Source organism: Mixta hanseatica (assembly GCF_023517775.1).
GTDB lineage: Bacteria > Pseudomonadota > Gammaproteobacteria > Enterobacterales > Enterobacteriaceae > Mixta > Mixta hanseatica.
The window spans coordinates 3,278,814-3,291,476 of the sequence record NZ_CP082904.1 but is presented as its reverse complement, the minus strand read 5'-3'; the positions used below and the strand labels follow the sequence as shown (position 1 = coordinate 3,291,476).

Here is a 12,663-nt window from a genome sequence, read left to right as displayed (position 1 = left end):
GTTTATCCTTTAGGTGGGAAACGATCTTTGCCGTAACTATTTTTTTCCCTTATCTTTCCATCTCTACCATGTACATAAAGTTCGGATTTTTGATTTTTAGCTAGTTCTGTGGCCCATTTTATGGCTTCTGCCTGAGTGTCGAAATGCTTAGAGGCCCGATCGGCACCACTCTTTTTGACATCCCATCCGCCTTTAGAATTACTAACTACATGCTGTGACTTTACGCTCATAACAACCCCTGATTATATTAAAAGCCCTCAAAGATTTTAGCTTGTGAATCAGCGAATTTGCAACTTCATTAACAATACTAACTTAACTGCATTGTGACTTTATTTCAATAAAATCATTACTTAACTTTATAAGTTAATCAATGACCAAATATCTTCATATAATTTTGACTAACTCTTTCAATTTAATGCAAAAAACCGGCCGGGGCCGGTTTAGTATTCATTGGATTATTTATGCATCGCAGCGCGGCAGCCAGTCGGCCTCGCACTCTTCACTCAGCTCCAGGCTGGTCTGGATACCGTTCTTCGTTTTGCGCTTCAGCAGCTCTATTTCATACTCCTTCAGCGTCTGCGGCACAGCCTGGCCGAACGCCGTCAGGCTCATGGGGTGCTGATGGCCTCTGGCCTCCATAAATGAAAGGTAGGCGTGATAGAGGTAGCGGCGCGGATTCACCGGCCGGATATTAGCGTTGCCGATAAACAGCCCGGTCGGCGTACTCAGCGGTGTCAGGTAGCCACAGAAATCAACCAGCGGGTCGGCGCTGCGCTTGATTTCCAGCGCCTCCTCTGACGACTGCTGAGCCTGTAACAGCTCGCGGGCGTTGTCAGGGCGGGTGAAGCGCTGCATCAGGTGGCGTACAATAACCGCCAGCTCACCGGCAATCTTTTCCAGCAGCTGCGGGTCACGTTCGTTTGCCGGTATCACTTCCGGGAACGGCAGGATAACCCGGCGACGCGACACGCCGCCGCTGCGGTCGCTGAAGCGCATCGGGTTATTGTTCACCGCCAGTATCACCGCCGGGATGTGGGTTGAATAGGCGTCACGGTACTTCGGGTCAATTGCCACGGCGTCGCCGCCGGTAATCGCCTTGATGCCCGCGCCGTCGCCGCTCCACTTCTCCTGATCCGGCAGAATAATCAGCGAATAGCCGACCACGCTTGCGCGTTCCCGTGACGATTCCAGCGTGTCGATGGTGGCGGCCGTGGTGTTGTCCTCTCCGGCCAGCAGGCGGGCAATCGAGGCCATCACGCTTTTCCCGCTTCCGCCGGGGCCGGTGACCTCAAGGAACAGCTGCCAGTCATAGCGGTTTGCCAGCACCATAAATAACGCTGCGAGGATACGCTCCTGCTTCACCTCATTACGCCCTGCCGCCCGCGTCAGCCACTGCCAGAAGTACGGGGCGTCGTCCGCCAGGTTCTCGCCCGCCTTTGGCGTCGTGTAGTTGACGCTGTTAATGGTGCGGAGCCAGTTTTCTTTTTTATGCGGGCCGAAGGTGCCGGTCACGGTATCGAACACGCCGTTACGAAAGCCAATCAGCCGCCGGGCCGGTGCGCCCATCTGCGGCACCATCAGCTTGAGCGTGTCCACGATGCCGCCGATACCGGTGGCTGAGAACGGCGCGCGCACCTTCTGAAACAACGCGGCGATTTCGCGACTCAGTACCCGGTACGGCAGCACCTGCCATGCGCCACCCTCGTAGCGGCACAGGTCTTCACCGACAACCGGCACGGCCAGCGTGTTGAGGTAGTGCGCGGCCAGCAGCTCCGCCTTCTGGCTGGCGCTCATGGCCTTCAGGTCGGCCTCGCTGACTGACTCAAACGGACTGAGCGCTTTTGGCTGCGTGAAGGCGGTCAGCATGGCCTGAGCAGCTATTTCGCCCTCCGCCTGAAACACGTCGTTCCAGTCGCCGGTCTCGGGGGGCAGGGCCGGTTTGCCGTTGCAGCGCTTCGCGGCCGATTCGGCGCGCAGCTGGCCGGTGCCGTTCTCGTCATTATCGGCGGCAATCAGTATCAGCGCCTCCGGGTATTCCGCGTGCAGGCGCTCCGCCAGCGCGGGCAGGTTGTTGGCGCTCAGGGCGACGTAAACCGCCTGGCCGGTAAGCCGGTGCACGGTCAGGCCGGTGGCATAGCCTTCGGTCAGCCAGAGGATGTCGCCGTGTTCGCCCAGGCGGTGGAAAGCCTCTTTCACCTGACCGCCCGCCAGCATGCGTTTGGTGCCGTCAGCGTTAATCAGCTGGGCGTTGACCGTATCGCCGGAAATACCGGTCAGCGGCACGAGCAGGTCGCCGGGCAGGTAGGTGGTGTCGCTGATGCGCTTTGCGGTGGTCAGCGTCAGGGCGCTGACGTCAGCCAGCCCCTTGCCGGTCAGGTAAGCATTACCGGCCTGCGCTTTCGCCCCGGCGACAAGTCGGGCAGCTTCCTCTGACGCCTTGAGGCGTACCTGCGATTTCTCCTCGTCCGTTTTCTCCGTGGGTGCCTGAACCGGCTTAACCGGCAGCGTGCCAATCAGGTCGGCCACCCGGCAGGCCGCTTCCTTTGTGTTCACATCCAGCGCCTTTTCAACCAGCGCCAGACCGTCGCCCGCGCCACACTGGTTACAGACCCACGTCCCGCGCCCGGCCTGATTGTCAAAGCGGAAGCGGTCTTTGCCGCCGCAGACCGGACACGGTGAGTGCTGTCCGGCGGCGTTGATGCTGATACCCAGCGCGGGCAGCAGCTGGGGCCAGTGACCGGCGGCGGCGCGCACGGTATCGGTGACGATATGTTTCATGCGGTCTCCTTAATGCAGCGTGGCTTTGGACGCGGCCAGGCGGCCGCACAGCAGTTCATCCATCATGGTTTCCCCCATGCGCGTCAGCCGCGGCGCGGCGACCAGCACGTCGGGCTGTACCATTTCGCTGAGCATGGTGCAGGCCATGTCCATGCCGTTTTCCGGGCCGTACTTGCGCACGTAATAGCCCTCAAGCTCCAGCGCGATTGTCATCTGCACCTCGTCCAGCGAGGCGGATACGTCGAGACCGTAATGTTCGCAGGCGGAAAGGTAGCCCTGGGCAACGGCGCGGCGGTAAACGGCGGTGCGCACCTCAACGGGCAGGCAGGATTGATTAGTTGTCACGGGAGACCTCCATATCGTTAAGCATGACGGATTCACAGGTGCTGACCACTTTCCCCAGCTGGTCGGTAAGCAGCGCCACCACGGATGCCAGCGCATTACCGTCGGGGCCGTTCTTACGGTTGCCGGAGCATTCAATAACGTCCAGCATATCGAGCACGGTCACGCCCACGCTGTGGGCATGCTGAAGGCGCAGGAAATCGGCGTGCGGAATGGGGTAGCTGTCGTGGTTGTTAAGTCGGGCGGACAGGGTATTCATGCGGCCACCTCACAGAGCGGCAGGCGACCGGCAAAGGACAGTACATAATCGCGGGCCAGCAGACGGCGGGCAGCGGATTCGGTTTCGGCGGTGGTACGCAGCATGCAGGGACGGGCGGCGGTATCAGCACGGCGCACGGCGGCAAAAAGAAAAGTGAACTGTATGCGTGCAGAAATGAGGGTTGCGGCCATGATGGCTTTCTCCAGGGTTAGCTTAAGAAAGCTACCACCAGAGTTCCTACACTCGGGGGTGGTAGCCCAGACGGGGGTAGGAATACCGGCAACCTTGGGAACCGGCCAGCCCGAAGGCTGCCCCGCCTGAGCCACCATTGTTTTACAGGCGCAACGGCATAAGAACCGCTGCGCTAAAAAATGGCGCACTGAGGCAACGACGTAAAAAAACACGCGTGGCGCGTGCTGTGTCGCCAAGGTTAAGCTCGGGTTCCTACGCCCGGCTGCCGATTTTGCGGCAGCGGAGAAACTGTATACCGGCGGCTCGCCAGAAAAAAGCCTTTTTTCACACATCGGGGCTTTTTCCTCAGCAATCGGTCAGGACGTGATCGGATTGCGGCGGATTTGATCGGAAGTTCTCGCTTTGCTCACCCTTACTTCCCTTTGCAGGCTTCGACTGTTCGGTAAGCACGGAAATATGACCGTGACGGCCACTGTTAAATGCGGGCAGCGTGGCATTTTTGCCGCCAACGGCAGAGAGCAGGCTTTCGGCCACGTATACAGCTTCTTCCTGGCTCAGTGGGTAGCTGCGGGTGCTGAAGTTGAGTTTAATCATGCCGCACCTCCGGCACGTTGCGCGATGCGGGCCTGCATCCAGTCGTCAATTTCCGACGCCAGCCAGGCGACATTCTTGCCGCCAAGAGAAATCTGTGACGGAAACTGCTCACGGCAAATCAGGTCGTAAATGGTGGATCGGGACAGACCACAGATGCTGATAACTTCCGGCAGGCGCATAAAGCGGTCACGGGGGTACTGCAGGTCGTTCACGGACGGCGTCGCCGGGGCGGATTGTGGAGCGGTGGAAAGCATGGTGTTACCTCATTTTGTATCCGGGCGGCGCTGGCCGGTTCCGGTTGTGTTGTGCTGGTAACCCCCTATTGTGAGAATATTTTTGCCTGTGTAAACAAGCCGATGCTGTGTGATAAATGAGCAAAATCGCTTTTTGTTCTATCCTGTTGCACCCTGTTTATCAACGATTGTCAGAGATTGTCATTTATAAAAAATTGACGGGAAATTCAGATTCATTAATAGCTAAAAACTCTAAAAAAATGCTCGCCAGAAAAAGGCTGATTTAAAAGAGGGTGAACAGTGGTGAACACCCGGTGAACAGTTAATTCTGAAGTGTTCACCCCTTTACTTACTGTATTTATTATCTTTTTTCTTGAGGTGAAGAGTAGTGAACAGTTTTATATAAAACTAAAAGCTCAGCAGAGGGGGGGGAGGTCGAAAAGTAACCGTGTTTGCTGAGCGACAGGCAGACAGCAATGAAATGATTTGTCCGGTGGTGAACGACAGAATAGCGACAACCTTTACAGAGAGAGAAAAGCTATGAGCACCCCGGAAAAGAGCGGCACCCTGGCAGCCTTTGAGCAGGCCCGAACCGCACACCTTGAAAAGATGAAAGAGTACAACGCCATCTGCGCCGACATTACCCGCTGCATGAAAGAGCGTGAAGCGGCCATTGAGGCAGGTAAGGAAGCCGAAACGAACTGGCGTATGCGTTTTCGCACCCTGCGCGGCAACCTGACCGACGAGCTGAAGGCGGAACACAGCCAGCGCATTGCCAGCCGTGAACTGGCGGACGAGTTCACCGGGCTAATTGACGAGCTGGAGATTGATAAGCAGTTTACAATGATTAGCGGATGCAATACCGGCCTGTCGTACATCAATTCACACCGGGCAGCCTTTAATGAGTTTGCCGATGCTACATGGCATTCGGCGCTGCGCAATATCAGCCCTTCACTTCTTTGGGCCATCCGCCTGCGCCTTCAGCGTGAGAAGGTCAATCCCCGTGACGACGACACGCGCAGCGATATGCAGGTCGTGGCGGAGCTGATTGGTGATGCGCTGACCCGTGCGGCGGCCGCGCTGCCTGAGAAGGCGCTGACTGAAGCCCCCGTACTAGAAAATATCGGCCTGTGGCGTCCGGCGCTGACTGGCGTGGATATGAAGCTGTATCAGAGTCCGGCGGCCAGGCAAAGACTGGCTGTAACGCTGAAGGAAAAACGCGAACGTCTGAAAGAGGGCAATGCCAAATGATGCACTGTCCGTACTGCAAAAGCCCGGCCCATACCCGTTCAAGCCGGTATATGTCTGAACAGGTGAAGGAACGTTATCACCAGTGCACAAACCTTGACTGCTCCTGCACCTTCAAAACGAATGAGAGCATTACGAAAGTGATAACCGCGCCGCCGCAGCCCGAACCGGCCCCCGCAGTTATCCCGGAGCTGATTAAAGAACGCCAGACTATCGGGCGCTACGGTTCATCCTTCCGCACCCTCCATTAATCACATCGGCCGCTGAAATCAGCGGCTTTATTGTTTCCGCCTTTCGTCCTCTCAACGCCTTTTTCTGGCCAGCCCGGTTTGTAAAGAACGATGCATGCATAAGGTGCATGGATTTGCATGCAGAATGCAGCGCCCCAGATATCCTGTCAGCCTAAGCCCGGCGCGGCTTTGCCCAGTCCATGCAGTTGCATAAAAAACGATGCATAAAGCGGGCAGGCGAGGCGGGGGTATGAGTGCGCGCAAAGGTATTATTCATCATAAATGTTTTTTGCAATGATTATTTTAAAGCTAATAATTCATTTGCTATCGAATGCGGCCTACTGTTTAAAAAACCATCTTTTATTTTCTTTTAGGTTGTGATTAATTAAGTGCTCTTATGTTTTTAGGAAAAATCCTAAAAGGGAGTTTTTATGAAACTTGCAGCGCTGTACATTAAAAATTTCAAAGGTGTCAACGAGGAAATAAGAATACTGATAGATAATGTCGTTGTGTTGATTGGGAAAAATAACAGCTGTAAATCTACAGTCTTAGATGCATATGAAGCATATTGTACTCTAGGCACAGGAAGTCGAAGTTTAGATGATTTTCATAATCGCGATGATTCTTTACCAATTGAAATAACTGGGTTGTTTACCGATGTAAATGATCACGATATTAAGCAGATAGGGCAAGAGTGGTTTCATGAAGAACTTGATGGTTTTAAAAAATGCTCTAAATTTAAAATAATTTGGGATAATGCTGACAATGACGGAAGGAAACTCAGCTTTAGTAATGAAACTAATGACTGGAAAGATGGTGGGGCTGGGGGATGGAACTCAATACTTTCAAGCAGGTTGCCGACGCCCATAAGAATTAATCCCAATGACTCTCATGTGACTTTAGAGGCAATAGTTAAAGATTTGATAGCAAGTAATGCTGTTGAAAAAATAAAATCTGATAAATCAAAAGCAGCTGGAATTATATCGGAAATCCAATCTTTAGCAAAAGAGATTGAAGGTGAACTGCTAGAAAGCATACAAGATATAAGTTCTGGAATCGAAGAAAACGTAGATGCTATGTTTAAGGGTGTGAAGGTAAGGTTTGAGACAGGAGTTGGTAAATTTGAACCTGAAAAAGCTATCAAGGAAGGCAGCCGCTTCATATTTGATACAAACGGCTGTAGCTCTCCACTTTCACACCAAGGTTCTGGTGTGCAGCGAGCATTCTTATGGGCAGCCATTAAAACTTTATGCAATGCAGGGCTTTTAAAAAAAGGTCGAAAAATAATAAATAATCAAAAAGCGAAAATACTACTCGTTGATGAACCAGAAATAAACATGCATCCTTCTGTCGTACGTTCTGTACGAGATGCTATTTATACTCTTGCTGGGTTAGAGGGGTGGCAAGTGATATGTACTACTCACTCACCTGTTTTTATAGATCTCACGAGGGCTCATACAACTCTAATCAAAGTTTCTAACGTCAAAAAGAGTGTAAGATATTATCAAACAGAGAAGGTGGCATTTACTGATAACGAGAAAGAAAATTTAAAAACATTGAATAGGTGTTGTCCAACTGTCAATGAGTTCTTCTTTTATGAGAAGTCAATTTTGGTTGAAGGTGATACTGAGTTTTTGGCTTACAATCACATTATACATACTAATAGCAAAGAGCATGAATACTGCGTTATTAATTGCAGAGGTAAAGCTAATATCCCAACATTTATAAAAATATTAAATCAGTTTGGAAGTAAAGCCGTTGCAATCCATGATCTAGATAATAAATTTATAGATGGTGGGAAGATTAATGCTATGTGGACAATCAACAAAAAGATCAGGGAGGCGGCCGATCTTTCCTATGGGAATGTCATAACTGTTGCACACCTCCCTGACTTTGAAGGGCACTATCTAAAAGAAAAGCCCAAAAAAGATAAGCCATATAATATATTTTGCCATTTATCTGCTGAGGATTATTATGAAAATGAAAAGTATCGTGCTTTACGAAATAGTCTAAATGATATTGAGGCTGGCACACATACTGGAATATATGAAGGGTGTGATAAAATAGATGCATGGGGTGAGGCACGCATCTCTTAGTTTTTTTTAATTTCTTATTTAGAGTGGTAAATAAAATCCCCCCACCACTGCATAAGCTCAGCCCTTTTTTCCAAGTAAAGAGAGCGGTTGTATGCTCTCCTTACTTCGTTTTTATCAACGTGCGATAAGGCTGCTTCAATAACATCGGCATTGAATCCCATTTCATTCATCGCTGTGCTGGCGATAGAGCGTAATCCATGAGCTACTAACCTTTTACTATAACCAATCCTTTTTAAGGCTGCATTCGCAGTTTGGCTATTCATAGGTTTTTTTGGGTCATTCCTGCTGGGGAATATATACTCTCGGTGACGGCTAATAGGAGATAACGTCATTAACAATTCAATAGCCTGACTTGAAAGGGGAACAATATGTTCACGTTTAGCTTTCATACGCTCCGCAGGTATAGTCCATAATTTTGCATCTAAATCAATTTCTATCCACCTAGAGCCGGCAGCTTCAGAAGGTCGGGCAAGTGTCAGTAGCTGCCACTCAATGAGGCACCGCGTTGGTATAGTAAGATTCGACATTCCAAGTGATTGCATCAATTTTGGCAGCTCTTCCGGCCGTAGTGTCGGCATATGCTGCTTTTTGGGCTTCTCAAACGCCATTCCGATACCAGATGCAGGGTTAGCATCAATCAGCCCGGTATTAACCGCATAAATCATAATCTCATTGATACGCTGAACCAGACGACGAACGGTTTCAAGAGCGCCACGGGCCTTAATGGGTTCTAACGCCTCAACCAGCTTGCGTGCTTTGATTTCCTGAACAGGAATCCCACCAATAGCAGGAAAAACATCTTTCTCCAGAGAACGCCAGATATCCTTCGCGTAATCCGGCGTAACGCTGGCTTGCTTCAAAGCAAACCAGTTAGCGGCCACGGTTGAGAAAATGCTGTCTAACGCGATCTGCTGTTGTTCTGTTACCTGTTCGGCCTGCGTTTGGGGGTCAATACCATTAGCGAGTAAGGAGAGGTAATCAGCACGCAGGCGTCTGGCATCTGCCAGCGAGAGAGCAGGGAAAGCACCCAGGCCCATCATGGTGCGCTGCTTTGTCGCTGGCCGCTGATAACGAAAACGCCAGAGCTTCTTTCCGGTGGTTTTAACCACCATAAAAAGTCCGTCGCCATCATGTAGCGTCAAATCTTTATCAATGGCCTTAGAACGGAGAACTTCTGTATTGGTAAGAGGGCGCGTAGTCCTTGCCATACGGGGCTTTCCTGCGTGAATTGGTATACGTTTTTAGGATACATCTTACCGTATACCAATACGTATACCAATAATCACTGGATTTAGCCGGAACGATACGGACTGTTACAGATACAAAAAAGCCCGCGAAGGCTTATGCCATGCGGGCTTTCCGTACTTCACCGGACGTATCCGGATCAACATTTGGTGGAGCTGGCGGGAGTTGAACCCGCGTCCGAAATTCCTACATACCATTTTTACTATAATGAAAACAGTGATTTGCGTTTAAAAACAGATCGTTAGTGTTATTTGATATTTGTCCGTTTTATGCGTTTTTAATGTTCTGCCGCCAAAGTGCCGCCATAAATTAGCGGTTCCAATTGAGATTGTGAAGCGGGTTTTTGGTCACGGCATCTTCCAGGTGGTCGGGCGCAAAATGTGCGTAAACCATCGTCATTTTTATATCGGCATGTCCCAGAATATCGCGCAGTACCAGTATGTTTCCGCCGTTCATCATAAAGTGACTGGCGAATGTATGGCGCAGCACGTGCGTGCATTGGCCCTCAGGCAAGTCGATACCGGCTCTTTTTACTGCACGCTCAAAAGCTTTTCTGCATGGCGTGAATAGCTTCCCTCTGTTTTTGGGGAGTTCGTCGTACAGATCCTGAGATATCGGTACGGTTCGGTTTTTCTTGCCTTTGGTTTTGGTATAGGTGATCCGGTATTTAGATAACTGGTGGCCTTGCAGGTTTTCGGCTTCACTCCATCGTGCGCCGGTGGCTAGGCATACTTTTGCGATCATCAACAGGCTGGGGCTTTGAGAATCAGCGCAGGCATCAAGCAGGCGTTTGATTTCGTCCGGGGCCAGGAACGCCAGTTCCCCCTCTGCGATTTTGAATGTTGGTAGCCCGGCGAGCGGGTTAGGCGCTGACCAGTGGCCCAGCTTTTTTAGGGTGCCAAAAACGGATGATAAGTTACGCTGTTCCAAGTTTACCGTGCGGGGCTTTACTGGCGACATTAGCGCGCCGTCTTCGTTACGTACCTCACCTTTTAATCGTGCTTCACGATATTTGGTAAAGTCACCGGCGGTTAACTCAGAGGCGACGGGATCGCCCAGCCCATTGCAGATAATATTCAGTTTTGCCATTAGGCGCTTAGGGTCTGCGAGCGTCTGGCCGTAAAGGGAGTGCCACTGCTCAATCAATTCTGACAAACGCCGCCGATCTTCCTTTTCACCCAGCCACGGCTTTTTGTTCACCTCGTCCATGGTGAAATTTTCGAATGCTATGGCCTCGCCTTTTGTCGCAAATTGTTTGCGCACGCGCTTACCGTCGCGCCCGTTCGGGTAGCACTCACACAACCATTTTCCGTTCGGCTGCTTCCTTATCGTCATATCAAAGGCTCTTAATGATTTTTAAGGCTCTGCCAAGTATCTCAAGGTCATCCAGAGCGCATTCAAATGAAGAGTCATCTTGATGTACGACCAATCTGTTCCCCGGGAGGCGAGTAAGCTTAACGATGCTTTTAATCCCATCAATATCAATCAGCCACATTCCGTTTACCGGTGGCGTTTGGCTACGGTCAACTAAGTAAGAGTCTCCATCGGTATTTACCAGTAGCAGATTGCTGCTATCTGAGGGAAGCAGGCTGTTATCAACAATTGCTTTTCCCGTATCAACCAAAGAGCCACCAGTGAGAGTTGCCCTGTCTATTTCGGGAGAAACAAGGTCAGAAAGGTGTTTAACTTTGTTAGAGTTCACTAAATTGATATGTTTTTTTGAACCAATATTTGCACTTGGTTCTCCTTGTCCAGTGGTCAGCCAAAGCAATGAAACCCCGGTTTCAAGAGCGCACTGAATTACCCATTCTGCTGGGAAACTATCCCTTAAGTACCTGTTTGCCATAGTGCTTTTTGAAGCACCTAAATGATCACAAAGCTGTTGCCTGGACTTAAAATCATAGGCAGCCATTAGCCTATGAATGGCCTCTCTACCCCCAGTATTCTCGCCCGCTTTCACATGTATCATTTTTCAATCCTATTGGCGTATCAAATATTGGATCGTAATATCTCGATGTATCAAAAATTGAACCAAATAAAACAAGATAAAACGACGTAAACCAAATCTTAATCGAGAGATACTGCACTATGAGCATCGATATTTCAATTCGTGTACCAAAGGAGCTAGCTACTCCTGCGGAGTTTGCAGAATGGGAAGGCATTTCCCGTGGCTCTGTCTACCAGAAAATCCACCATGGTCAGCTTGCTAAGTACATGGTTAAAAAAGATAAAAACAAAGGCCGCGTGAGCCTGCGCTATCTGATGTACAAGACTGACCAGGTACGTGAGTCCTTGGGTCATTCCAACTTCCGCGTCATTGTTGGTCAGTAAGTTCGATTATGAGAACTTTGGAAGGAAGTTGCATGTTTGATTTTCGTGTTTCCACACATAGCCACTTTGATGAAGCCTGCCGGGCATTTGCGGCAAAGCACAACATTATCCAGCTGGCTAAAAAAGCGGGCCTTAACCCTCAAACCATCAGGAACAAGCTGAACCCGGAACAGGTGCATCAGCTTACGGTTCGGGAAATGCTTATCCTTACTGACCTGACTGAAGATGCCACGCTGGTTGACGGAATGCTGGCGCAACTGCAGTGCCTGCCTTGTGTACCAGTGAATGAGGTGGCGCAGGAAAAGTTATCCTCGTATGTCCTCAAGGCCACGGCAGAAGTAGGGCAGCTGGCCGCCACTGCAGTTGTTCAGGACAAAATCACAACGTCCTGCTGCCGTAACTTAATTCAGAACGTAAACAGCGGCATTCGCTATCTGACGCTGGCCGCAATGGCCGTACAGACGCGCATTCATTCGAACCCGACGCTTGCCAGCACCGTGGACGCTATCAGCGGTCTTGGCGCCTCGATCGGTATCAGCTGAGGTAAGCATGGCATTTTCAGTGGCCCCTCTGCTGAAGCAGCAAAGCCCGTCATCCTCTTATGGTCATGGCTGGATAATGGGGCAGGACGGCAGGCGCTGGCACCCGTCAAATAATCAGGCGGAACTGCTGGCAGGTTTAACCGGAAACGGGAGAAAGAAAAAATGGCAATTGAAGGTGAAGACATTGCTGTTCAGTTAAGCGCGGGTCAGCGTGTTAACGGCCTGAATCACATTGCGGCTATCCGCACGAAGTTGTGGGGTGATAGCTGCGGTAATGAGCTGAAGCGTTTTATAGCTGATATGCGAGACAAGCGCGATACGCAGTACGAGCAGAACAAAAGGGCATTAGGCGCAATTTTCTTTTTGGCAAATATCCGGTCAGAACGTCATGACGTTGAATTTGATGAACTGACGAGTGATGAAAAATACGCGCTGATAAGTGCAATGAATCATATACGTGCAGTCGTGAGTTTATTTCCCAAAAAACTGACGTTACCTAATTAATTAATCCAACGAAATTAAATGGCGTAAACCCGCCGGGCATTCTTTTGCCCAAATTCTGGAGAAAGAAAT

General features: G+C 50.4%; 17 protein-coding genes. 7 read left to right on the top strand and 10 right to left on the bottom strand.

What is annotated here, in order from left to right; translation table 11 throughout:
- Positions 1 to 2: 2 nt before the first annotated feature.
- The 7 genes from K6958_RS15685 to K6958_RS15655 form a co-directional block, all read right to left on the bottom strand.
- Positions 3 to 230, bottom strand: a complete 228-nt coding sequence (locus K6958_RS15685) for a DUF2188 domain-containing protein (RefSeq protein WP_249891989.1) — start codon at positions 228 to 230, stop codon at positions 3 to 5.
- A 229-nt stretch (positions 231 to 459) separates the two neighbouring features.
- Positions 460 to 2,778 carry a primase-helicase zinc-binding domain-containing protein gene (locus K6958_RS15680; protein ID WP_249891988.1) on the bottom strand — a complete coding sequence of 773 codons (2,319 nt, stop codon included), beginning with the start codon at positions 2,776 to 2,778 and terminating at the stop codon, positions 460 to 462.
- Between the two features lie 9 nt (positions 2,779 to 2,787).
- Entirely contained in the window at positions 2,788 to 3,123 is a 336-nt protein-coding gene (locus K6958_RS15675) for a DUF5375 family protein (protein ID WP_125289134.1), read from the bottom strand.
- Positions 3,113 to 3,379, bottom strand: a complete 267-nt coding sequence (locus tag K6958_RS15670) for a hypothetical protein (protein ID WP_249891987.1) — start codon at positions 3,377 to 3,379, stop codon at positions 3,113 to 3,115. Before K6958_RS15670 ends, K6958_RS15675 begins: the two co-directional genes overlap by 11 nt.
- Positions 3,376 to 3,903 carry a host cell division inhibitor Icd-like protein gene (locus K6958_RS15665; RefSeq protein WP_249891986.1) on the bottom strand — a complete coding sequence of 176 codons (528 nt, stop codon included), beginning with the start codon at positions 3,901 to 3,903 and terminating at the stop codon, positions 3,376 to 3,378. Before K6958_RS15665 ends, K6958_RS15670 begins: the two co-directional genes overlap by 4 nt.
- A 13-nt stretch (positions 3,904 to 3,916) precedes the next feature.
- A complete protein-coding gene (locus K6958_RS15660) occupies positions 3,917 to 4,165 on the bottom strand; it encodes a hypothetical protein (RefSeq protein ID WP_249891985.1) in 249 nt (82 codons plus the stop codon).
- The gene (locus tag K6958_RS15655; protein ID WP_249891984.1) at positions 4,162 to 4,419 is read right to left on the bottom strand and encodes a helix-turn-helix transcriptional regulator; all 258 of its coding nucleotides are present in this window, start codon (positions 4,417 to 4,419) and stop codon (positions 4,162 to 4,164) included. Before K6958_RS15655 ends, K6958_RS15660 begins: the two co-directional genes overlap by 4 nt.
- Before the next feature lie 465 nt (positions 4,420 to 4,884).
- On the opposite strand from K6958_RS15655, the gene K6958_RS15650 reads away from it, so the two are divergent.
- The 3 genes from K6958_RS15650 (at position 4,885) to K6958_RS15640 (ending at position 7,972) form a co-directional block, all read left to right on the top strand.
- Positions 4,885 to 5,649 carry a hypothetical protein gene (locus K6958_RS15650; RefSeq protein ID WP_249891983.1) on the top strand — a complete coding sequence of 255 codons (765 nt, stop codon included), beginning with the start codon at positions 4,885 to 4,887 and terminating at the stop codon, positions 5,647 to 5,649.
- Positions 5,646 to 5,897: an ogr/Delta-like zinc finger family protein gene (locus tag K6958_RS15645; RefSeq protein ID WP_249891982.1), complete on the top strand. Its 252-nt coding sequence runs from the start codon at positions 5,646 to 5,648 to the stop codon at positions 5,895 to 5,897. Before K6958_RS15650 ends, K6958_RS15645 begins: the two co-directional genes overlap by 4 nt.
- A gap of 410 nt (positions 5,898 to 6,307) precedes the next feature.
- Entirely contained in the window at positions 6,308 to 7,972 is a 1,665-nt protein-coding gene (locus K6958_RS15640; RefSeq protein ID WP_249891981.1) for an ATP-dependent nuclease, read from the top strand.
- A gap of 14 nt (positions 7,973 to 7,986) precedes the next feature.
- Here the strand turns inward: K6958_RS15640 and K6958_RS15635 are convergent, their stop codons facing one another.
- The 3 genes from K6958_RS15635 to K6958_RS15625 form a co-directional block, all read right to left on the bottom strand.
- Positions 7,987 to 9,180 carry an integrase domain-containing protein gene (locus K6958_RS15635; RefSeq protein WP_249891980.1) on the bottom strand — a complete coding sequence of 398 codons (1,194 nt, stop codon included), beginning with the start codon at positions 9,178 to 9,180 and terminating at the stop codon, positions 7,987 to 7,989.
- Between the two features lie 346 nt (positions 9,181 to 9,526).
- Positions 9,527 to 10,552, bottom strand: a complete 1,026-nt coding sequence (locus K6958_RS15630; RefSeq protein ID WP_241700212.1) for a site-specific integrase — start codon at positions 10,550 to 10,552, stop codon at positions 9,527 to 9,529.
- A 1-nt stretch (position 10,553) separates the two neighbouring features.
- Positions 10,554 to 11,186, bottom strand: coding sequence for a phage repressor protein CI (locus tag K6958_RS15625; protein WP_241700213.1), 633 nt, complete (start codon positions 11,184 to 11,186; stop codon positions 10,554 to 10,556).
- A 119-nt stretch (positions 11,187 to 11,305) separates the two neighbouring features.
- Here K6958_RS15625 and K6958_RS15620 point away from each other — a divergent pair, with 119 nt between their 5' ends.
- The 4 genes from K6958_RS15620 to K6958_RS15605 are packed head-to-tail and all read left to right on the top strand — an operon-like array spanning position 11,306 to position 12,594.
- Positions 11,306 to 11,548, top strand: a complete 243-nt coding sequence (locus K6958_RS15620) for a Rha family transcriptional regulator (protein WP_241700214.1) — start codon at positions 11,306 to 11,308, stop codon at positions 11,546 to 11,548.
- A 32-nt stretch (positions 11,549 to 11,580) separates the two neighbouring features.
- Positions 11,581 to 12,090: a phage regulatory CII family protein gene (locus tag K6958_RS15615; RefSeq protein WP_249891979.1), complete on the top strand. Its 510-nt coding sequence runs from the start codon at positions 11,581 to 11,583 to the stop codon at positions 12,088 to 12,090.
- A gap of 7 nt (positions 12,091 to 12,097) precedes the next feature.
- Positions 12,098 to 12,289: a phage filamentation protein Fil family protein gene (locus K6958_RS15610; RefSeq protein WP_241700216.1), complete on the top strand. Its 192-nt coding sequence runs from the start codon at positions 12,098 to 12,100 to the stop codon at positions 12,287 to 12,289.
- On the top strand, positions 12,253 to 12,594 hold the full coding sequence (locus K6958_RS15605) for a DUF5347 domain-containing protein (RefSeq protein WP_241700217.1): 342 nt from the start codon (positions 12,253 to 12,255) through the stop codon (positions 12,592 to 12,594). Before K6958_RS15610 ends, K6958_RS15605 begins: the two co-directional genes overlap by 37 nt.
- The last annotated feature ends 69 nt before the right edge of the window (positions 12,595 to 12,663 follow it).

Excerpts from the sequence above, each read along its gene's own strand:
- K6958_RS15685 (WP_249891989.1), bottom strand. The coding sequence starts at position 230 with ATGAGCGTAAAGTCACAGCATGTAGTTAGTAATTCTAAAGGCGGATGG.
- K6958_RS15680 (WP_249891988.1), bottom strand. The coding sequence starts at position 2,778 with ATGAAACATATCGTCACCGATACCGTGCGCGCCGCCGCCGGTCACTGG.
- K6958_RS15670 (WP_249891987.1), bottom strand. The coding sequence starts at position 3,379 with ATGAATACCCTGTCCGCCCGACTTAACAACCACGACAGCTACCCCATT.
- K6958_RS15665 (WP_249891986.1), bottom strand. The coding sequence starts at position 3,903 with ATGTGTGAAAAAAGGCTTTTTTCTGGCGAGCCGCCGGTATACAGTTTC.
- K6958_RS15660 (WP_249891985.1), bottom strand. The coding sequence starts at position 4,165 with ATGATTAAACTCAACTTCAGCACCCGCAGCTACCCACTGAGCCAGGAA.
- K6958_RS15655 (WP_249891984.1), bottom strand. The coding sequence starts at position 4,419 with ATGCTTTCCACCGCTCCACAATCCGCCCCGGCGACGCCGTCCGTGAAC.
- K6958_RS15645 (WP_249891982.1), top strand. The coding sequence starts at position 5,646 with ATGATGCACTGTCCGTACTGCAAAAGCCCGGCCCATACCCGTTCAAGC.
- K6958_RS15640 (WP_249891981.1), top strand. The coding sequence starts at position 6,308 with ATGAAACTTGCAGCGCTGTACATTAAAAATTTCAAAGGTGTCAACGAG.
- K6958_RS15635 (WP_249891980.1), bottom strand. The coding sequence starts at position 9,180 with ATGGCAAGGACTACGCGCCCTCTTACCAATACAGAAGTTCTCCGTTCT.
- K6958_RS15630 (WP_241700212.1), bottom strand. The coding sequence starts at position 10,552 with ATGACGATAAGGAAGCAGCCGAACGGAAAATGGTTGTGTGAGTGCTAC.
- K6958_RS15625 (WP_241700213.1), bottom strand. The coding sequence starts at position 11,186 with ATGATACATGTGAAAGCGGGCGAGAATACTGGGGGTAGAGAGGCCATT.
- K6958_RS15620 (WP_241700214.1), top strand. The coding sequence starts at position 11,306 with ATGAGCATCGATATTTCAATTCGTGTACCAAAGGAGCTAGCTACTCCT.
- K6958_RS15615 (WP_249891979.1), top strand. The coding sequence starts at position 11,581 with ATGTTTGATTTTCGTGTTTCCACACATAGCCACTTTGATGAAGCCTGC.
- K6958_RS15610 (WP_241700216.1), top strand. The coding sequence starts at position 12,098 with ATGGCATTTTCAGTGGCCCCTCTGCTGAAGCAGCAAAGCCCGTCATCC.
- K6958_RS15605 (WP_241700217.1), top strand. The coding sequence starts at position 12,253 with ATGGCAATTGAAGGTGAAGACATTGCTGTTCAGTTAAGCGCGGGTCAG.